The organism is Cupriavidus ulmosensis (genome assembly GCF_977008105.1).
This window is the reverse complement of record NZ_CDRMWP010000001.1, coordinates 763,814-781,013: the sequence shown is the minus strand read 5'-3', so window position 1 is coordinate 781,013 and position 17,200 is coordinate 763,814. Positions and strand designations below refer to the sequence as shown.

Below are 17,200 nucleotides of genomic sequence, written 5' to 3'. Positions count from 1 at the left end.
GTCAGGATTCCGTGAGGCCGGAGATGGTGATGTTGCCGGCATTGCCGCCCGCGGCGGCGGCCGCGCGCGAGAGCGCGTCGAGCACGCGCAGCGCGCCTTCGAAATCCTGCTCCGTCAGGCCCGCGAAGACATCCGCGCGCAACTGCTTGAGCTCGGCCTCGATCTTGGTGGCGAGTTCCTCGCCGGCGTCGGTCAGCCACAGCGCGTTGGCGCGGCGGTCATTGGCGTCGACCTCGCGGCGCACCAGGCCCGCGGCGGAAAGCTGGTCGACCAGCCGCACCAGCGACGCGCCTTCCAGCCCCACGTAGTCGGCCAGCGTGACCTGCCGCACACCGCCGCCGAGGCGGCGGATGAACAGCAGCGGCCCGGCCGCGGCGGCGGAGATGCCGTAGGCGGTCACCGCGCCCTGCGAGATGTGACGCCATTGGCGGCCGGCCAGCATGAGCTGGCCAGTGAAGGCGAAACGGAGGGCGTCGAGCGGGGGCATGGAGGGAATGATAGCAACCATATAGTTAGGTTGCAAACTATTATCCTGCTAACCATTCCGGCGGAAGGGGTTTTGTCGGGGGGCAGGCATCCGCGCCCGCGCCGCCCTTCCGTCCTCGCCGGCACGCCACCGCACATCACCGCCACGCCACCGCCACACCCGCACCGCGGCGCCGGACCCGCCGCGGTGCGCGAATCTGGTTATCATGGCCCGCATCGCCACCGCCCGCCGCCTTGTCCGCATCCCCATGCGCAACCGCATCAACGAAGAGATCACCTTCCGCAAGCTCGAAGTCCTGCTCGCGTACATGGAAGCCGGCAACCTCGCCAAGGCCGCCGAGGCGCTGGACGTGAGCGCGGTCAGCGTGCACCGCGCGCTGCACTCGCTCGAGGAAGGCATGCGCTGCGCGCTGTTCCGCCACGAGGGGCGCAGCCTGATTCCCACCGAGGCCGCGCACGTGCTGGCCGAGATCGCCGGCGAAGTGATCAAGACCATGTCCGACGGCATCCGCGCCACGCGCGAGGCGGCCGGCTATTCGGCCGACCACCTCAAGATCGGCTCGCTGTATTCGCTGACCATCCGCACCGTGCCGGAAGTGGTGATGGGCATCAAGCTGCGGCGCCCGGAACTGCAGCCCGAGCTGGTGCTCGGCTCCAACGCCGACCTGCTGTTCAAGCTCAAGCAGGGCGCCATCGACGCGGCGCTGATGGCGGTACCCGAGCCCGACCCGGAGGTCGAGTCGATCGCGCTGTTCGAGGACGAGATCCACTTCGCCGCGCCGGCCGAGTCGGCCTACGCGCGCCAGGCGTCGGTCGACCTGCACGCCTGCCGCGACGAAGCCTTCGTCTCGCTCAGCGAAGGCTTCGTCACCTTCCAGGGCTTCGTGGAAGCCTTCCGCATCGCCGGCTTCACGCCCAAGGTGGTGATGAAGACCGGCGACATCTTCTCGCTGATGAACCTCGTGAGCGGCGGCGTGGGCTACGCGCTGCTGCCGGGGCGCGTGCGCGACATGCTGCCGCACAAGGTGACGCTGATCCCGCTGTCGCCGCAATACCGGCTGCGCCAGCGCATCGGCCTGAGCTTCCTGCGCCGGCGCGAGCGCGACCCCAACCTGCTCGCGCTGGCCGCGGTGTGCCGGCTGGCGATGCGCGAGCGCGAAGGCTAGCCGACCGCCGCCTTGGTGGCCAGGAACAGCAGCGACGGCCCCAGCAGGCAGCCCAGCCCGGTGTGGAACGTGGCAACCAGCGCGCCGTAGGGCACCAGCCGGCGGTCGGTCGCGGCCAGCCCGGCCGAGACGCCGCTGACGGTGCCGGCCAGCCCGCCGAACACCATCGCCGCGCGCGGGTTGTTCAGGCCGAGGAAGCCGGCCGCCATCGGCGTGCCGACCATCACGATGATGGCCTTGATGAGACCGGTGGCGATGCTCAGCGCGATCACGTCGGAACTGGCGCCGAGCGCCGCGCCCGTGACCGGCCCGACGATGTAGGTCACGGCGCCAGCGCCGATGGTGGTCATGCTGACCGCGTCGCTGTAGCCAAACGCGCGCGCCACCGCCGCGCCGACGATGAACGGCAGCACGGTGCCGAGCAGCAGCGAGACCGCGCCCACCAGCCCGGCCTTGCGCGCTTCCGTGACCTGCACCTCGAACGCGGTGGCGACGATGGCGAAATCGCGCAGCATGGCACCGCCCATCAGGCCGATGCCGGAGAACAGCGAGAGGTCGGCCAGGCCTTTTTCCTTGCCGGTGACGATGCCGCCGTAATAGGCCAGCAGCAGGCCGATGACGATGGCGATGGCCGAGCCGTGCACGCGGCCGAAGGTCAGCCAGCGCGACAGCCGCGACGACAGCCACATGATGATGCCGACCGCGGCGAAGGCCGTGACCAGGCCGTTCTGCAGCAGCACGGCCTGGAACATGTGCGGGATGGAATGCATGATGGCGGCTCCTCAGTGCGTGGAGACGGCGGCGCCGTCGGCGTCGAGCGGCGGCAGCGGCGCATGGTCGCCGGTGCGGCTCAGCACGGCGATGCAGCCGGCCGACACCAGCACCGCGCCGAACGCGGCGAGCAGCGCGACTGGCCCGCCGCGCAGCGCGGCGACCACGTTCTGCTGCGCCGCCATCGCCACCACCACCGGGATGTACATCGCGCCCCAGAAGCCCACGCCGGCCTCGGTCTCGCGCGGCAGCAGGCCGCGCCCGTGCAGCCACAGCCGGATGCCGATGAGCAGCAGCATGGCGATGCCGACGCCGCCCACGTTGGCCTTGACGCCGATGGCCACGCCGAGCAGTTCGCCGAGGAACAGGCCGGCGAGATGGCAGACCGCCAGCAAGGCGGTTCCGTAGATGATCATGGTGCTTGTCTCCAGATGGCCTGCCGGCGTGCTTGCGCGCAGGCTGTTTTTGCGGGTGCGCGGAACGCGCCGCGCCATGCGGGCTTCCGTCACGGTCTACCTTAGGCAGGCCGCCGGGGCGCATCAATCAACCCGGCGGACGGATCGTTAGCTTGGCGCTAACTGCGGCAGTGGGCGGTGACGGGCGGCGGCGGCCCGGCGGCACACATGCGGCGCACATGCGACACACCCGCGCCGCGCACGCGGACGGGCGGCGGCGCCGACACTTACGCCCGGAGTAACGATGCCGCGGCGGGCGTCATTGCTTGCGCCGCGCCGGCCCCCTATCGTGGTGACATTCCCAGCCACCACACAGGGCAGACGCGATGCCGAATCCAGCCACCGACCGACAATGGGACACCCGCCGCGCCGGCAAGCGCCAGCGCCAGGCGCGCGGCGCGGCCTTCGCCAACGGCCGCGTGGTGCCCACCGCCGACATCGTCCCGTTCCTCGAAGCCATCGCCGCGCCGGGCGACCGCGTGGTGCTAGAAGGCAACAACCAGAAGCAGGCCGATTTCCTCTCGCGCGCGCTGGCCGAGGTGGACCCGGCCAAGGTGCACGGCCTGCACATGATCATCCCGAGCGTCAGCCGGGTCGAGCACCTGGACCTGTTCGAGCGCGGCATCGCGCGCAAGCTGGACTTCGCCTACGCCGGCGCGCAGAGCCTGCGCATCTCGCAGTTCCTCGAGGACGGCCAGCTCGAGATCGGCGCCATCCACACCTATATCGAGCTGTACGCGCGGCTCTACGTCGACCTCACGCCGGACATCGTGCTGATCGCCGGCTACAAGGCCGACCGCGACGGCAACCTCTACACCGGCCCCAGCACCGAGGACACGCCCGCGCTGGTGGAAGCCGCCGCGTTCCGCGACGGCATCGTGGTGGCGCAGGTCAACGAAATCGTGGACGACCCCGCCGGCCTGCCGCGCGTGGACATTCCCGGCTCGTGGATCGACTACGTGGTGCAGGCCGACCGGCCCTTCTTCTGCGAGCCGCTGTTCACGCGCGACCCGCGCCTGATCAAGCCGGTGCACGTGCTGATGGCGATGATGGCGATCCGCGGCATCTACGAGCGCCACCAGGTGCAGTCGCTCAACCACGGCATCGGCTTCAACACCGCGGCGATCGAGCTGATCCTGCCGACCTACGGCGAGTCGCTCGGCCTCAAGGGCAAGATCTGCAAGCACTGGGCGCTCAACCCGCATCCCACGCTGATCCCCGCGATCGAGTCGGGCTGGGTGGAGAGCGTGCACAGCTTCGGCAGCGAGCTCGGCATGGAAGGCTACGTGGCCGCGCGCCCGGACATCTTCTTCACCGGCGCCGACGGCTCGCTGCGCTCGAACCGCGCGCTCTGCCAGCTCGCCGGCCAGTACGCGGTGGACCTGTTCATCGGCTCCACGCTGCAGATCGACGGCGACGGCCATTCCTCCACGGTCACGCGCGGGCGCCTGTCGGGCTTTGGCGGCGCGCCCAACATGGGCCACAACCCGGGCGGGCGGCGCCATGCCACGCCCGCGTGGCTGGACCTGATCGAGACCGGGGATCCGCTCGCGCGCGGGCGCAAGCTGGTGGTGCAGATGGTGGAGACCTTCCAGGCCGGCGGCAAGCCGACCTTCGTCGAATCGCTCGACGCGGTGCAGGTGGCCAGGGACAGCGGCATGCCGCTGGCGCCGGTGATGATCTACGGCGACGACGTCACCCACGTGCTGACCGAGGAAGGCATCGCCTACCTGTACAAGGCGCGCTCGCTCGAGGAACGCCGCGCCATGCTGGCGGCGGTGGCCGGCGTCACGCCGGTCGGCCTGCGCCACGACCCCGCCGCCACGCGCCGCATGCGCAGCGACGGCCTGATCGCGCTGCCCGAGGATCTCGGCGTGCAGCGCGGCCAGGCCACGCGCTCGCTGCTGGCGGCGAAAAGCATGGCCGACCTGGTCGACTGGTCGGGCGGGCTGTACCAGCCGCCGGCTCGCTTCAGGAGCTGGTGATGGCAAGCCCCGCCCTGCTCGCGCGGCCCGATGCGGGCCTGCCGCCCGCCGCCGCCATGCTGGCCGACCTCGCCGTGGCCGCGCTGCTCGACGAGGCCGCGCTGTCGCCCAAGCCCGGCCTGGTGGACGGCCGCGGCAGCGGCGCCCATGCCGACCTCGACCTGGACCTGATGTGCCGCTCGGCGCGCGCGCTGCATCCCGCCTTCGCGGCGATGGCCGCCGCCGGCCTGCGGGCCGCGCGGCCTGGCGTGGCGCTGCGCGAGACGCTTGGCGCGCTGGGCCGCGAAGCGGAGGCCGCGATGATGCGCGCCACCGGCGGCGTCAACACGCACCGCGGCGCGATCTGGAGCCTGGGCCTGCTGGTCGGCGCCGCTGGCTGGCACCAGCAGTCGCGCGCCACCCGCTCGCCGCATTCCGTCCATGCCGTGGCGCGCACCGCCGGCGCCGTGGCGCGCCTGCCCGACCGCCACCGCCCCGCGCGCACCGGCCACAAGGGCGAGCGCGCCTGCCTCGACTACGGCGTGCGCGGCGCGCGCGGCCAGGCGCAGGCCGGCTTTCCGCACGTGCTGCGCGCCGGCCTGCCCGAGCTGCGGCGCAGCCGCGCGCGCGGCGACGCCGAGCCGAGCGCGCGCGTCAACGCGCTGCTGGCGATCATGAGCCGGCTCGACGACACCTGCGTGCTGGCCCGCGCCGGCCGCGACGGGCTGGCGCTGATGCAGTCCGGCGCGGCGCGGGTGCTGGCCGCCGGCGGCATCGCCACACTGCCCGGGCGCCGCCTGCTGCGCGCGCTGGAGGCCGGCATGCTGGCCTGCAACGCCTCGCCCGGCGGCGCCGCCGACCTGCTCGCCGCCACCTTTTTCCTCGACCGCCTGCCGCTGGCGATGGCATCGCTCGACGCCGCCCCCGCCAGCCTGCAAGGAGACAAGTAAATGGAACAGCTTCAGTTCGAATATCCCGCCGGCGCGCCGGCCGGCCGCCGCGTGCTGGTCGGCGTGGTCGGCTCCGGCGACCTCGAGGTCCTGGTCGAGCCCGGCAGCGCCGGCACCACCGTGATCGACGTCACCACCTCGGTGGACGGCTACGGCAAGGTGTGGGACGCGCAGCTCGCGCGCGTGTTCAAGGCCGGGCCGCGCGCGGCCATGCGCATCCGCATCCACGACTTCGGCGCCACGCCGGGCGTGGTCGGCATGCGCCTGGCCGAGGCGTTCGAAGCGCTGGACGCATCCGCCGACGACAACAGCAAGGAGCAGCCATGAACCATCCGTCGCTGCTCGAACGCGAGAGCTTCGTCGAGCTGGGCGCGCGCGCCCGCGCGCATGCGCTGCTCGATGCCGGGACCGTGCGCGAACTGGCCGGCCCGTTCGACGGGCTGGTGTCGCCGTGGCTGGCGCGCCAGGGCGTGGTGCCGCAGGCCGATGACGGCGTGATCGTGGCCAAGGGCCGCATCGACGGCCACGGCGCCGTGGTGCTGGCCATCGAAGGCGCGTTCCAGGGCGGCAGCCTGGGCGAGGTCGGCGGCGCCAAGATCGCCGGCGCGCTGGAGCTGGCCGCGCAGGACAACCGCCGCGGCGTGCCCACGCGCGCGGTGATCCTGTTCGAGACCGGCGGCGTGCGCCTGCAGGAGGCCAACCTCGGCCTCGCCGCCATCGCCGAGATCCACGCGGGCATCGCCGACCTGCGCCGCTACCAGGCGGTGGTCGGCGTGATCGCCGGGCAGGTCGGCTGCTTCGGCGGCATGTCGATCGCCGCCGGGCTGTGCAGCTATCTGGTGGTCACGCGCGAGGCGCGGCTCGGCCTCAACGGCCCGGCCGTGATCGAGCAGGAAGCCGGCGTGGCCGAATACGATTCGCGCGACCGCCCGTTCATCTGGAGCTTCACCGGCGGCGAGCAGCGCATCGCCACCGGGCTGGCGGACCGCTACGTGGAAGACGACAGCGCGGCCATCCGCGCCACCGTGCGCGCGCTGCTGGCGGCCGGGCCGCCGGCCACGCACCGCAGCGAGCGCTACGCGCATTACCTGGCGCGGCTGCGGTCGTACGATCCGGCGTGCCAGCCGGAGCCGCAGACCGTGCGCGACATCTACGCCGACGGAGCCTCGTCATGAATATCGCAACCGCAATCGCAATCGCAACCGCGACCGAGACCGCAAACCCCGCCGCCAGCCGCGGCGCCGCCTGGCTGGCCGCGCTGAGCGGCAACGCCGCGCGCGTGGCCGGCTACCCGGCCAGCGTGCAGGTGGCCGATGCCGCCCTCGGCGGCCAGCCGGCGCGCTTCGTCGCGCTGGTGCCCGACCCGGCCAGCGCGTGGCCGCGCGCGCGCCACGGCGAGGCCGGCGTGATCGAAGGCTGGTCGCTGGCGCGCGCCGTGCACGAGGTGGTGCAGGCCGACCGCGACGCCGCCATCAAGCGGCCCGTCGTCGCCATCGTCGACACGCCCAGCCAGGCCTATGGCCGGCGCGAGGAAGCGTTCGGGATCCACCAGTCGCTGGCCGGCGCCGCCGGCGCCTACGCGCAAGCGCGGCTGCGCGGGCACCCGGTCATCGCGCTGCTGGTCGGGCCCGCCATGTCGGGCGCCTTCCTCGCGCACGGCTACCAGGCCAACCGCCTGCTCGCGCTCGACGACGCCGGCGTGGAAGTCCACGCGATGGGCAAGCAGGCCGCCGCGCGCATCACCATGCGCAGCGTGGAAGACCTGGAAACGTTCGCCGCCAGCGTGCCGCCGATGGCCTACGACATCGGCAGCTACGCCACGCTGGGCCTGCTGTGGCGGCGCATCCGCGTGGGCCACGCGGCCGCGCCCGATGCGGCCGACCTCGATACCGTGCAGGGCGCGCTGCTGGCCGCGCTCGCCGACATCCTGGCCGACCCGCAGCGCGACCTGCGCAGCCGCCTGGGCGGACCCAACCGCCAGGCGTCGGGCCGCGTGCGCGAAGTGCTGGCGCGGCAGTGGGATGACTGACGCGCCCCGCGCCCGCAGGCCATGACCGCATCCGCCCCGCTGCCGCACGACCTGCTGTGGCTCGCCGATCCCGCCGCCTTCGTTGCGGACCATGCGGACCGCGCGGACTGCGCGCTGCCCGCGTGGGCGAGCGCCGCGTGGCTGGCGCAGGCGCCGCTGGTGGTGCGGCGCGCGCGCGCCGATGCGCGCGGCCGCATCCCGGTGGGCCTGCGCGGCGTCACGCGCGCGCAGCGCCACGCCGCGTGGCTGCCCGCCGCGCAGGTGGCGCGCGCCGTCACGCCGCGCAGGATCGCGCGGCTGGCGCGCTGGCGCGAGCATCCGCGCCGGGCGCTGCCCGCGCTGGCCGCGCTCGCGCGCGCCGCGCCGCTGCTGGACGCCATGCGGGTGGACTGGGGCGTGGCCGGCAGCGTGGGCTTCAGCCTCGCGTCGGGCCTCGACCTGCTGCACGAGGGCAGCGACCTCGACCTGCTCGTCACCGCCGCCGCGCCGCTCGCGCCGCCTGCGGAGCGCGCGCTGATCGCGCTGCTCGACGATCCCCGCCTCGACATCCAGGTCGGCACGCCGCGCGGCGCGTTCGCGCTGCGCGAGCGCGCGCGCACGGGCGGGCGCGTGCTGCTCAAGACCGCGGACGGCCCGGTCATGTGCGACGACCCGTGGCTGGCGCCGGCGGCACGCCCATGAGCACCATGAGCACGCTGTTCACCTTCCCCGGCCAGGGCGCGCAGCGCGCCGGCATGCTGCACGCGCTGCCGGACCACCCGGCCACGCGCGCCACCGTGGCCGAGACCAGCGCGGCGCTCGGCGAGGACGTGCTGGCGCTGGACAGCGCGGCGGCGCTGGCCTCCACCGTGGCCGTGCAGCTCTGCCTGCTGACCGCCGGCGTGGCGACGGCCCGCTGCCTGCTGGCCGAAGGCGCGCGGCCCGACGCGGTGGCGGGCCTGTCCATCGGCGCCTATGCGGCGGCCGTGTGCGCGGGCGTGCTGGAGCATGCCGACGCGGTCCGGCTGGTGGCGCTGCGCGCGCGGCTGATGGCGCAGGCCTATCCGCGCGGCTACGGCATGACGGCCATCCTCGGGCTGGAGCGCGCGCCGCTCGAACGCATCGTGGCGCGGGTATGCGCGCCGGCCGCGCCGGTCTACCTGGCCAACTTCAACGCGCCGATGCAGATCGTGATCGCCGGCGCCGAGGCGGCGATGGCGCGCGTGGCCGAACTGGCGCTGGCCGCCGGCGCGCACGCGGCCAAGCCGGTGGCCATCAGCGTGCCCTCGCACTGCGCGCTGCTCGACGCGCAGGCCGCCGAGTTGGAGCGCGCCTTCGCCGGCGTCGCGGTGGCGCGGCCGCGCCTGCGCTACTTCAGCGCCAGCGCCGCGCGCGAGCTGCGCGACCCGGCGCGCATCGCCGCCGACCTCGCGCGCAATCTCGCCGTGCCGGTGCGCTGGCACGAGACCATGCTGCTGGCGCGCGAATGCGGCATGCGGCTGGCGGTGGAGATGCCGCCCGGCAACGTGCTCACGCGGCTGGCCGCGCCGCTGCTGGCCGGCGGCATCGCCGTGGCCTGCGCCGACACGCGCCTCGACAGCGTGGTGGCGCTGTGCGCGCGGGAGGCCCGGCAACAGGCGGGACGGGACTAGGCCAATGGCAGAGCCGTGCTGTACAGCACCTGCTTGAGCGCGAAGCTCGAGCGGATGTTCGACACGCCGGGGATGCGCGTGATCTGGTCGATGATCAGCCGCTCCAGCGCCTCCACGTCGGGCACGATCACGCGCAGCAGGTAGTCGGCGTCGCCCGACATCAGGTAGCACTCCATCACCTGCGGCAGCGCCGCGATGCGCCGCTCGAACACGTCCAGGCTTTCGCGCCGCTGCTTGTCCAGCGAGACCTGGATGAACACCACCACCTTCAGCCCGAGGCGGCGCGCGTCGAGCAGCGTCACCCGGCGCGAGATCACGCCGCGCTTCTCCAGTTGCTTGACGCGCGCCAGGCACGGCGACGGCGACAGGCTGACGCGGCTGGCCAGCTCCACGTTGGTCAGGCTGGCGTCGCGCTGCAGCTCGTTGAGGATGCGGATGTCGGTGGCGTCCAGTTCCAGGTCTTCCAGCACGTTGCACTCCAGTTCGATCGAATGACGGCATTCTATGCCGCCATGCGCGATCCATGCAGCGAACTTCGGTTTTTGCTGCGGCGCACCAGAACGTAGACTTTCCGGGTCGCCCAGGTGCATTCGCGCGCCGGGCGCAAAGGACGTTTCCGCACTGGCGGCACCGCAATACGAGTCGAAGCATGCAAGCAGCACAACAAGGATGGCGCCGGTTCGTTCCGCTGGCCTGCGCCGTGGCGATCTGGGGCGGCAACTGGCCGGTGATGAAACTGGGCCTGACCCACGTCAGCCCGCTGTGGTTCGCCGCCGCGCGCTTCGTCTCGGCCGCGGCGATCAGCTTCGTGGTGCTGGGCATGCTGCGCCGGCTGCGGCTGCCGAGCCGGCAGGAATGGCCGCTGGTGATCGGCGTGGGCCTGCTGCAGATGGCGGCCTTCACCGCGCTGGCGCTGTGGGCGCTGCAGTACGTGCCGCCCGGGCGCGCCTCGGTGATCGCCTATGCCACCTCGGTGTGGGTGATCCCGCTGTCGTCGCTGGTGCTCAAGGAGCGGCTGTCGCGCCCGCAGTGGATCGCCACCGGGCTGAGCTACGCCGGCATCGCGCTGATGGTGGCGCCGGCGCTGGGCGGCTGGCAGCTGCATACGGTGGTGGGGCTGGCGATGCTGCTCGGCGCCTCGCTGGCGTGGTCGCTCAGCATCATCCAGCTGCGCGCCAGCCGCGCGGTGCGCCTGGGCGCTGACATGATTCCGTGGGAGACCGCCGTGGCCTCGGTGCCGCTGGTGCTGCTGGCGCTGCTGCGCGACGGCGCGCCGCATTTCCTGTCCATCCCGGAGATCTGGCCGCTGCTGTTCTACACCGGCCCGCTGGCCACCGCGCTGACTTTCATCGTGGTGCTGAACATGACGCAGGCGCTGCCGCCGGCGGCCACCTCGGTGGCCATGCTGTGCGTGCCGGTGATCGGGCTGATCGTCTCCGCGGCGGCCTTCCACGAGCGCATCTCCGCCGACCTGTCGGCCGGGCTGGCGCTGATCGCGCTGGGCGTGGCCACCACCGCGCTGGCGCCGTGGCTGGGCCGGCGCATGCCGTGGCGCAGCGCGTAGGGGCAAACCGAGCGCGGACCCGGGCGTGGACGTTACACCCGGACACAGTTGTATTGGGCCGCTAATACCTGGCGCCAGAGCGACCGGCTAAAGTGCAGTCACTTGCCAACCGGAGCTGCCCCCGTGCGAAACATCGCCACCCTTTGCACTTTTGCCGCCGTCGCGGTTTCCACCGCGCTGGCTTCGAGCGCGGCCAGCGCGCGCGTCGACGTGGACATCGGCATCGGCGTGCCCGCGCCGGTGTACGTCGCGCCGGCCCCGGTGTACCAGCCGGCCCCGGTCTACCAGCCCGCGCCGGTCTATGCGCCGGCGCCCGTGTACGTCGCGCCGGCGCCCGTGGTGGTGGGCCCCGGCTACTACGGTCCGGGCTACTACGGCCCGGGCTGGCGCGAGCGGGCCTGGCGTGAGCGCGAATGGCGCGAGCGGCGCTGGCGCGATCACCATGACGATCACGAGCACGACCGGTACGACGATCGCGGGCGCGAGCGCGAATGGCGCCGCTGAAGCCCGCCGGCGCGGGGCCGCGCTGAGCCGCCGGGCCGGCGGCGCCTGCCGGCCGTGCAGCCCGCGCGTACCCCGCCTCATGGCCCGCTTCATACCCGCCGCATGACCCCATCGGCCGGATGGATATTCAAATTTCCTGAATATCGAATACGAGACGGCACCGCATCGCGGCAAGGCCGCGGATCTATTCTTGATGGCATGGAAGCGCGAACGCTTCTGCCGATTTCAACAAAGAACGATCCGCCATGACCATCACCACCACCCGCCTGCTGCTCGCCGCCGCCCTCGCCGGCGCCGCCCTGCTCTCGCTCAACTCCGCCTTCGCCGCCGACGCGCGCGGCGCCGATGCCGGCCACGGCCACGGCCATGCGCGCGGCGCCGCGCGCGCTGCCGGCGGCGCGGATGCCTTCGGCGGCGGCGCCCGCACCGTGGTCAACGAGTACCCGTTCGGCTTCGCCGTCTGAGCCGCGCGCGGGTGCACGCCATGACCTTCAAGGAAAGCGCCCTCATCCTGGCCGGCTGGCTGGCCGCCTGCATCGGCAGCGGCTACCTCGCCGGCTTCGCCGCGCAGGTGCTCCAGAACTAGGCGCGCCGCGCGGGCGGACGCCGGGCCGCTACGGCCCCTGCTCGTCCGGCGCGCGCGCGAAGCCATGCTCGCGGCGCGCGATGGCGCTGGCGAGCCCATATTCGGCGGCGAACAGCAGCACCAGCGCGGCGATGGCCAGCGCGCCGAGCGCCAGCCGGTAAACGATCCAGGTCGACATGACGGCAAGCCGGGGGAAAGCCCGGCGCAATGTTCCTGCCTGCAGCGTAGGCGCGGCCGCATCAAGACTGCGCATCGATGCGGCCGCCGCGCGCAAAGAACGCCTAAAAAATGTTCGGTGTCAAGTATTTTCAAGGCATCCCATTTGGCCTGAAACCTTATACGAGACAGCAAGTTAGCTCTGTATCGTGCCACCCGATGGCACCTCGGCGGTGTGGGCTAGGTGCCACATGAGAGCGTTGGGAGAGAAAGCCGGATCGCGCTACATCGGACACGGAGTGCAGCGTCGGCAACCGACCTGAACTCCCATATTACCGGCTTCCCAAACGAAGAACGCACGGCCTGGAGCCGCGCGTTCTTCATTAAATCTATGTCGGAGCATCGTCATCCTGACTTCGGGGTGGCGACGGCCTTGGCCTTGCCACCCCGCTTGAATCCCCGATCCCCCGCCATGAAGGCTTCGAGCATGTGCGGGATCAGCGTGGCCGCATCGACCGCTTCGCCATAGGTCTGCGCATGAAGAGCGGCGTACCGGTCTAGATCCATTTTCAGGCTGGCTGGACAAGCGAATGTCAGCTTGGTGCTGCTGGTCGATGGCAGCGGCCCAAGCCGGAGTTTTCTGGCCATGTTCATCGGGCACCTCCACGCTGAAGAAAGAGCGGCTGGTAAGGTCGAACCTGTAAATCCCTTGCCACGATGATCCGCACCGGCAACCCCGGCCGCGCTGTCAGCGTCGGCTGGATGTTCATGTTGCGCCGGGTCATCTCCTGCCCCACTTGGTTCACACTGTCCTGCAGACCATCGCGCCCGGCAATGACGATGCGGTTGCCGTTCTGCCGATTCTCCGGCGCGGCCAACTCGGCGCCGATACCCAGCAGCGTGGTCAGCGCCGCCCCGGCAAAGATGCGGCCCCAATGCTGATCCACTTCATCCTCCAACCCTGCGTAGCCCGCAGGATCGGTGCCGACAAGGTTGTCGAGCGTCAGCGAGGATGTGTCTGGCAAGATGATCCGGTTCCACACCATCTGCACCCGGCTCTGCCCGAAGCTCACCTGGCTGTTGTATTTGCCCAAAATGCGCGAGCCCTGCGGAATCAGCAGGAACCTGCCCGTAGCCGTGTCATAGACCGGCTCCGTCACCGTGGCGATCACATCGCCCGGCAGGTCGGACTTGATGCCTGTGACCAGCGCCGCTGCGATCACCGTCCCGGCCATCACCTGGTACGGCGAGGCTGGCATTTGGAGATTGCCGGAATTGCGAGTCTCCTTGGAGCCGCCTTTCAGGAACGCCTCTTTCTGGTCTTGCCGGTTCTGCACGGTGGTGGGATCACTGGGCTGGGCCGCCGTCGAGGCCGGACCGGCCGCCAGCGGATCGAACCCTGCCAAGGCGTTGGCCATGCCGGGTGCTCCGGGCGCCGCCTGCGCGACAGCGCCAGCGGCTTGGCCCGGCTTTCCCGAGCGGAAGAACACCGCCGAAGCCGCCGCCGCTTCGGCCTCCTTGCGCAAGGCGTCGTTGGGATCATGTCCCGGCGGCATGTAGGTGGGCTGCTGCGCCGCCACGATGGCCGGCCCCAGGTCGCCCGGCAGCGGCGGCCCCAGCTCGGGCGCCTTCGGCAGTTTCGAGTAATCGGACGGCAACCCATCCAGCCCTTCGGACTTTGAGACCCGATCCACGTTGTACAGCTCGTTCTGCCAGCCTGCGCCGCGCCGGTGCGGCTGCAGGGCCCAGATCGTGGCCCCGAGCACGGCGACCGACAGGCCGCCGGTGAGCATGGCCAGCGTGCGCCGGTTCAGGCGCGTGACCGGGCGCGGCTGGGCGCGCAACGCCATCGCTTCGGGCGCCGCCTTGCCCCCCTGAGAAGTGGCATGGTCGGGGGTGTTGTCTTGGCTCATGCTCAATTCCTCCGTGCCACGCCATCGGTGCGCTCAATTCGCACCACGGCGCCCTTATCGCCACCCAGGCGCAGCTCGGCCGCACCAAACAGCCGATCCACGATGTAGTACGGCGAGCGGAAGCGGTAGTTCACCAGTTGTCCGTCGCCTTGCGCGCCGATCACGAACATTGGCGGTAGCTCGCCTTGAGCGATGCCCGCCGGAAACTGGATATAGACCTTCTCGCCATCGTCAAAGGCCCGCAACGGCTTCCACGGCGGATTGCTGCCGCTGACCGCGTAGCGGAAACGGATCTTCTCCAGCGACAGCCCGGCATCGACCGGCGCGGCGGCGCTGGCCGCTTGTGCCTGGCGCTGCAGGGCCAGCATCCTGTCCTTGGGGTATTCCCAGGACACCGAAGCCATCCATGTCTTCTCGGTCGAAGTCAGTTCTAGCAGGTAGGTGCGCCGACTGGTCGTGATGACCAAATTGGTCTTGAGGCCCGAGCGGATGGGCTTGACCATCACATTGACGCGCAGCGCATCGCCGCTGCCGCTCGATGTGTCGCCCACGATCCAGCGCACCGTGTCACCGGCAGCCACCGTCACCAGTTCCTCGCCCGGCTGGAGCGCGATCACGGTCACGCGACCCACGGCCGCATAGACCTGGTACAGCGCGCCATCAGTGAACGGCCAGACCTGGATGGCGTTCACATAGCCCTCGCGTGTGGGCGCAACACGGGCCTCCGTGTTCGCACGGGTCACGCGCACCTTCTCGTCGGGCGATTCCAGTGTGGCCTTGGCATCACCGGCCAGCGGCTTCATCTGTCCAGGCAGTGCCAGCACCTCGGGCACGGTCACGACCTCCACGGGCTTCGGCGCCTCGGGCAGCGGCTGGGCCTGCACCGGCCCATCCAACGAGATGGATGGCGGCGGAGTCCCCTGCGTGGCGCAGCCCGAGAACAAAACGGTGGATGCCAGTAGGATCACAGGCAAGGCGGGTTTACGGAAATGTCCATTCATGGTTTTGCTCCTTCGTTTCCTTCCAGCTCGCGGCTCCACGCCAGCCCGTTGACGTAGATACCCAGCGGGTTCTTGCGCACGCGCTGCTCCGTGCGCGGGGTCTGCAGCACCGTGGAGATCACCGCGTTCCAGCGCTCGGTGCGATCCAGCGCGCCGTTGACGAAGCGCGTCTCGGTCCAGCGCACGTTGAAGGACTGGTCGCTGGCGCGGGTCACGCTGGACACCTGCACCGTCACCGACTCCTTGCCGATGCGCGAGAACGGATCAGCCACCCGCGCGTACTCATTGAGCACCACGGCGCCCTTGTCCGTGGTGTAGTCATAGGCATCGAGCCAGTTCTGCCGCACCACGATGGGGTCGATGGACAGCGAGCGCACCAGGCCGATGAAGCGGCCCAGGTGGTAAGCAATCTGCGCATCGCTGGGCTGGTACGGCGTGGCGGCTTCGCCGACAGCGCGCACCTGGCCCGCGTTGTCCACCTCGATCACGTAGGGCGTGACGATGGACTGCGCCGAGCGCCAGACCAGGCCGCCGGCCATCAGCACCGCCAGCGTGAGGCAGCCGAAGGCCATAAGCCGCCAGTTCTTCGCCTGCACGCGGGCCGAGCCGATGCGGTCGTCCCAGACCTGGGCGGCGGATTGGTACGGGGTGGCAGGCTGCGGCGTATCGGCGTAGCGCACCTGCGGTCGTTTGAATCGCATGGGAGTTCTCCTTATGAATCGGAATCACGAAGGCTTGGCCCCTGGCTGGAGCTTCCGCCGTCGCCGCCGCGCAGCGTGTGGGCGGCCGTGGTCGCGGCATGGGTGAGCTGCTGCCTGCGGTGCAGGCGCTTGGCCCAGGCAGGCTGTTCGTTGGATGGAGGCGCATCTGCGGCATCAGCGCCAGATGCCGGCGCCTCATCCGGCCGGAAGGCCGCTGCCACGCGCTCCTTCATCGAGCGTGCGCCGTCGGCTACCTTTTGCCCGGCGGTCTTGGCCACGTTGCCCGCGCCAGCGGCAGCGCCTTGGATGCCACTGCCTGCGGCCGTAGAGCCAGCATCGAAAGCCGCCTTGGCGCCGCGCGCGCCGCCGGCCGCAAGGCGGGCTGCACCAGGTGCCATCCGCGCCCCTGCAGCCACGGCGCTGCCGACGCCAGCAGCCGCAGCCCCGACGCCAATGGCAGCGCCTGCGGCCCCCAGCGTTGCTCCGGCCATCGCACCGGCTCCAAGCTGTGGCCCGCCGGACACCAGCCCGGTGGCAATGCCCGGCCCGAAGATGCCCAGGGCCAGCATGGACAGCGAAGCCAGCATGATGACCAGCGCCTGGTCGATGGAGGGCTCGGCACCTGCGGGAATCCTGAACTCGGCAAACAGCCCGGTGCCGATCCCCACGATGACCGCGAGCACCAGCACCTTGATGCCCGAAGACACCACATTGCCCAGCACCTTCTCGGCCAGGAACGCCGTCTTGTTCCAGAGGGCGAACGGCACCAACACGAAGCCCGCGAGCGTGGTCAGCTTGAACTCGATCAGCGTCACGAAGAGCTGCACCGCCAGCACGAAGAAGCACAGGAGGACGATGCCCCACGCGAGGAACAGCACCACGATGGAGGTGATGTTGACGAACACCTCCGGGAAGCCCGCCATCTGCTTGATCTGCTCCAGGATGGGGGCCGCCGCGTCGATGCCGGTCTTGGCCAGCCGCCCCGGCTGCAGGAAGTTGCCCATGCTCACGCTGGAACCGCTGGCCGTCAGGCCCAGCCCCGCGAAAGAGCGAAACACCACGCCCGCGAGCATGTTGAAGTTGCCGATGATGTAGGCGAAGGCGCCCACATAGAGCACCTTGCGGATCAGCTTGGCGATCACGTCCTCGCCCTGGCCGCTGGCATGGCCCATCGCCCAGAACAGTCCGGCGAGCGTCATGTCGATGACGATCAGCGTGGCTGTCAGAAACGCCACCTCGCCCTGCAGCAGCCCAAAGCCCGAGTCGATGTAGCGCGAGAAAACATCGAGAAAGCGGTCGATGACCGATACGTCGTTCATGGCC

General features: G+C 71.0%; 21 protein-coding genes. 11 read left to right on the top strand and 10 right to left on the bottom strand.

What is annotated here, in order from left to right; all coding sequences use genetic code 11:
- Window position 1 precedes the first annotated feature (1 nt).
- A complete protein-coding gene (locus ACWTPI_RS03550) occupies window positions 2-487 on the bottom strand; it encodes a MarR family winged helix-turn-helix transcriptional regulator (protein ID WP_020423897.1) in 486 nt (161 codons plus the stop codon).
- A gap of 247 nt (window positions 488-734) precedes the next feature.
- Here ACWTPI_RS03550 and ACWTPI_RS03545 point away from each other — a divergent pair, with 247 nt between their 5' ends.
- Window positions 735-1,652, top strand: a complete 918-nt coding sequence (locus ACWTPI_RS03545) for a LysR family transcriptional regulator (RefSeq protein ID WP_029044070.1) — start codon at window positions 735-737, stop codon at window positions 1,650-1,652.
- Here the strand turns inward: ACWTPI_RS03545 and madM are convergent.
- Both madM and madL read right to left on the bottom strand, forming a co-directional pair.
- A complete protein-coding gene (madM, locus tag ACWTPI_RS03540) occupies window positions 1,649-2,422 on the bottom strand; it encodes a malonate transporter subunit MadM (protein WP_454730959.1) in 774 nt (257 codons plus the stop codon). The two genes, ACWTPI_RS03545 and madM, sit on opposite strands and share 4 nt — an antisense overlap.
- 12 nt (window positions 2,423-2,434) lie before the next feature.
- Window positions 2,435-2,839 (bottom strand): malonate transporter subunit MadL, encoded by a 405-nt coding sequence (gene madL, locus ACWTPI_RS03535; RefSeq protein WP_059410610.1) that lies wholly within the window; start codon window positions 2,837-2,839, stop codon window positions 2,435-2,437.
- Between the two features lie 365 nt (window positions 2,840-3,204).
- Here madL and mdcA point away from each other — a divergent pair, with 365 nt between their 5' ends.
- From mdcA to mdcH, 7 genes are read left to right on the top strand one after another with little or no spacing between them, the layout of a single operon-like run.
- Complete coding sequence (gene mdcA / locus ACWTPI_RS03530) at window positions 3,205-4,863, top strand: malonate decarboxylase subunit alpha (protein ID WP_454730958.1); 1,659 nt, start codon at window positions 3,205-3,207, stop codon at window positions 4,861-4,863.
- On the top strand, window positions 4,863-5,792 hold the full coding sequence (locus tag ACWTPI_RS03525; RefSeq protein WP_454730957.1) for a triphosphoribosyl-dephospho-CoA synthase: 930 nt from the start codon (window positions 4,863-4,865) through the stop codon (window positions 5,790-5,792). The genes mdcA and ACWTPI_RS03525 overlap by 1 nt, the downstream gene beginning before the upstream one ends.
- A complete protein-coding gene (locus tag ACWTPI_RS03520; RefSeq protein WP_020205186.1) occupies window positions 5,793-6,119 on the top strand; it encodes a malonate decarboxylase subunit delta in 327 nt (108 codons plus the stop codon).
- The gene (locus ACWTPI_RS03515) at window positions 6,116-6,967 is read left to right on the top strand and encodes a biotin-independent malonate decarboxylase subunit beta (RefSeq protein WP_454730956.1); all 852 of its coding nucleotides are present in this window, start codon (window positions 6,116-6,118) and stop codon (window positions 6,965-6,967) included. The genes ACWTPI_RS03520 and ACWTPI_RS03515 overlap by 4 nt, the downstream gene beginning before the upstream one ends.
- Window positions 6,964-7,821: a biotin-independent malonate decarboxylase subunit gamma gene (gene mdcE, locus ACWTPI_RS03510; RefSeq protein WP_454730955.1), complete on the top strand. Its 858-nt coding sequence runs from the start codon at window positions 6,964-6,966 to the stop codon at window positions 7,819-7,821. The genes ACWTPI_RS03515 and mdcE overlap by 4 nt, the downstream gene beginning before the upstream one ends.
- A 21-nt stretch (window positions 7,822-7,842) precedes the next feature.
- Window positions 7,843-8,502, top strand: coding sequence for a malonate decarboxylase holo-ACP synthase (locus tag ACWTPI_RS03505; RefSeq protein WP_454730954.1), 660 nt, complete (start codon window positions 7,843-7,845; stop codon window positions 8,500-8,502).
- A gap of 5 nt (window positions 8,503-8,507) precedes the next feature.
- A complete protein-coding gene (gene mdcH, locus ACWTPI_RS03500) occupies window positions 8,508-9,452 on the top strand; it encodes a malonate decarboxylase subunit epsilon (RefSeq protein ID WP_043367084.1) in 945 nt (314 codons plus the stop codon).
- Here the strand turns inward: mdcH and ACWTPI_RS03495 are convergent.
- Window positions 9,449-9,919 (bottom strand): Lrp/AsnC family transcriptional regulator, encoded by a 471-nt coding sequence (locus ACWTPI_RS03495; protein ID WP_029044072.1) that lies wholly within the window; start codon window positions 9,917-9,919, stop codon window positions 9,449-9,451. The two genes, mdcH and ACWTPI_RS03495, sit on opposite strands and share 4 nt — an antisense overlap.
- A gap of 182 nt (window positions 9,920-10,101) precedes the next feature.
- On the opposite strand from ACWTPI_RS03495, the gene ACWTPI_RS03490 reads away from it, so the two are divergent.
- The 3 genes from ACWTPI_RS03490 to ACWTPI_RS03480 all read left to right on the top strand — a co-directional run bounded on the left by ACWTPI_RS03490 (window position 10,102) and on the right by ACWTPI_RS03480 (window position 11,984).
- Window positions 10,102-11,016, top strand: a complete 915-nt coding sequence (locus ACWTPI_RS03490) for a DMT family transporter (RefSeq protein ID WP_029044073.1) — start codon at window positions 10,102-10,104, stop codon at window positions 11,014-11,016.
- Between the two features lie 123 nt (window positions 11,017-11,139).
- Entirely contained in the window at window positions 11,140-11,520 is a 381-nt protein-coding gene (locus tag ACWTPI_RS03485; protein WP_020205193.1) for a hypothetical protein, read from the top strand.
- 245 nt (window positions 11,521-11,765) lie between these two features.
- Window positions 11,766-11,984, top strand: a complete 219-nt coding sequence (locus ACWTPI_RS03480; protein WP_454730953.1) for a hypothetical protein — start codon at window positions 11,766-11,768, stop codon at window positions 11,982-11,984.
- A gap of 150 nt (window positions 11,985-12,134) precedes the next feature.
- On the opposite strand, the gene ACWTPI_RS03475 is transcribed toward ACWTPI_RS03480, so the two are convergent.
- The 6 genes from ACWTPI_RS03475 to trbL form a co-directional block, all read right to left on the bottom strand.
- The gene (locus tag ACWTPI_RS03475) at window positions 12,135-12,284 is read right to left on the bottom strand and encodes a hypothetical protein (RefSeq protein ID WP_020205196.1); all 150 of its coding nucleotides are present in this window, start codon (window positions 12,282-12,284) and stop codon (window positions 12,135-12,137) included.
- Window positions 12,285-12,667: 383 nt separating this feature from the next.
- The gene (locus tag ACWTPI_RS03470) at window positions 12,668-12,916 is read right to left on the bottom strand and encodes a DUF2274 domain-containing protein (RefSeq protein WP_008642645.1); all 249 of its coding nucleotides are present in this window, start codon (window positions 12,914-12,916) and stop codon (window positions 12,668-12,670) included.
- On the bottom strand, window positions 12,913-14,175 hold the full coding sequence (locus tag ACWTPI_RS03465; RefSeq protein ID WP_034201268.1) for a TrbI/VirB10 family protein: 1,263 nt from the start codon (window positions 14,173-14,175) through the stop codon (window positions 12,913-12,915). Before ACWTPI_RS03465 ends, ACWTPI_RS03470 begins: the two co-directional genes overlap by 4 nt.
- A 2-nt stretch (window positions 14,176-14,177) precedes the next feature.
- Window positions 14,178-15,176, bottom strand: a complete 999-nt coding sequence (trbG, locus tag ACWTPI_RS03460) for a P-type conjugative transfer protein TrbG (protein WP_008640770.1) — start codon at window positions 15,174-15,176, stop codon at window positions 14,178-14,180.
- Entirely contained in the window at window positions 15,173-15,877 is a 705-nt protein-coding gene (gene trbF, locus ACWTPI_RS03455) for a conjugal transfer protein TrbF (protein ID WP_008640769.1), read from the bottom strand. The genes trbG and trbF overlap by 4 nt, the downstream gene beginning before the upstream one ends.
- Window positions 15,878-15,888: 11 nt before the next feature.
- The gene (gene trbL / locus ACWTPI_RS03450) at window positions 15,889-17,196 is read right to left on the bottom strand and encodes a P-type conjugative transfer protein TrbL (RefSeq protein ID WP_034201269.1); all 1,308 of its coding nucleotides are present in this window, start codon (window positions 17,194-17,196) and stop codon (window positions 15,889-15,891) included.
- Between the last annotated feature and the right edge of the window lie 4 nt (window positions 17,197-17,200).

Excerpts from the sequence above, each read along its gene's own strand:
- ACWTPI_RS03550 (WP_020423897.1), bottom strand. The coding sequence starts at position 487 with ATGCCCCCGCTCGACGCCCTCCGTTTCGCCTTCACTGGCCAGCTCATG.
- ACWTPI_RS03545 (WP_029044070.1), top strand. The coding sequence starts at position 735 with ATGCGCAACCGCATCAACGAAGAGATCACCTTCCGCAAGCTCGAAGTC.
- madM (WP_454730959.1), bottom strand. The coding sequence starts at position 2,422 with ATGCATTCCATCCCGCACATGTTCCAGGCCGTGCTGCTGCAGAACGGC.
- madL (WP_059410610.1), bottom strand. The coding sequence starts at position 2,839 with ATGATCATCTACGGAACCGCCTTGCTGGCGGTCTGCCATCTCGCCGGC.
- mdcA (WP_454730958.1), top strand. The coding sequence starts at position 3,205 with ATGCCGAATCCAGCCACCGACCGACAATGGGACACCCGCCGCGCCGGC.
- ACWTPI_RS03525 (WP_454730957.1), top strand. The coding sequence starts at position 4,863 with ATGGCAAGCCCCGCCCTGCTCGCGCGGCCCGATGCGGGCCTGCCGCCC.
- ACWTPI_RS03520 (WP_020205186.1), top strand. The coding sequence starts at position 5,793 with ATGGAACAGCTTCAGTTCGAATATCCCGCCGGCGCGCCGGCCGGCCGC.
- ACWTPI_RS03515 (WP_454730956.1), top strand. The coding sequence starts at position 6,116 with ATGAACCATCCGTCGCTGCTCGAACGCGAGAGCTTCGTCGAGCTGGGC.
- mdcE (WP_454730955.1), top strand. The coding sequence starts at position 6,964 with ATGAATATCGCAACCGCAATCGCAATCGCAACCGCGACCGAGACCGCA.
- ACWTPI_RS03505 (WP_454730954.1), top strand. The coding sequence starts at position 7,843 with ATGACCGCATCCGCCCCGCTGCCGCACGACCTGCTGTGGCTCGCCGAT.
- mdcH (WP_043367084.1), top strand. The coding sequence starts at position 8,508 with ATGAGCACGCTGTTCACCTTCCCCGGCCAGGGCGCGCAGCGCGCCGGC.
- ACWTPI_RS03490 (WP_029044073.1), top strand. The coding sequence starts at position 10,102 with ATGCAAGCAGCACAACAAGGATGGCGCCGGTTCGTTCCGCTGGCCTGC.
- ACWTPI_RS03480 (WP_454730953.1), top strand. The coding sequence starts at position 11,766 with ATGACCATCACCACCACCCGCCTGCTGCTCGCCGCCGCCCTCGCCGGC.
- ACWTPI_RS03475 (WP_020205196.1), bottom strand. The coding sequence starts at position 12,284 with ATGTCGACCTGGATCGTTTACCGGCTGGCGCTCGGCGCGCTGGCCATC.
- ACWTPI_RS03470 (WP_008642645.1), bottom strand. The coding sequence starts at position 12,916 with ATGAACATGGCCAGAAAACTCCGGCTTGGGCCGCTGCCATCGACCAGC.
- ACWTPI_RS03465 (WP_034201268.1), bottom strand. The coding sequence starts at position 14,175 with ATGAGCCAAGACAACACCCCCGACCATGCCACTTCTCAGGGGGGCAAG.
- trbG (WP_008640770.1), bottom strand. The coding sequence starts at position 15,176 with ATGAATGGACATTTCCGTAAACCCGCCTTGCCTGTGATCCTACTGGCA.
- trbF (WP_008640769.1), bottom strand. The coding sequence starts at position 15,877 with ATGCGATTCAAACGACCGCAGGTGCGCTACGCCGATACGCCGCAGCCT.
- trbL (WP_034201269.1), bottom strand. The coding sequence starts at position 17,196 with ATGAACGACGTATCGGTCATCGACCGCTTTCTCGATGTTTTCTCGCGC.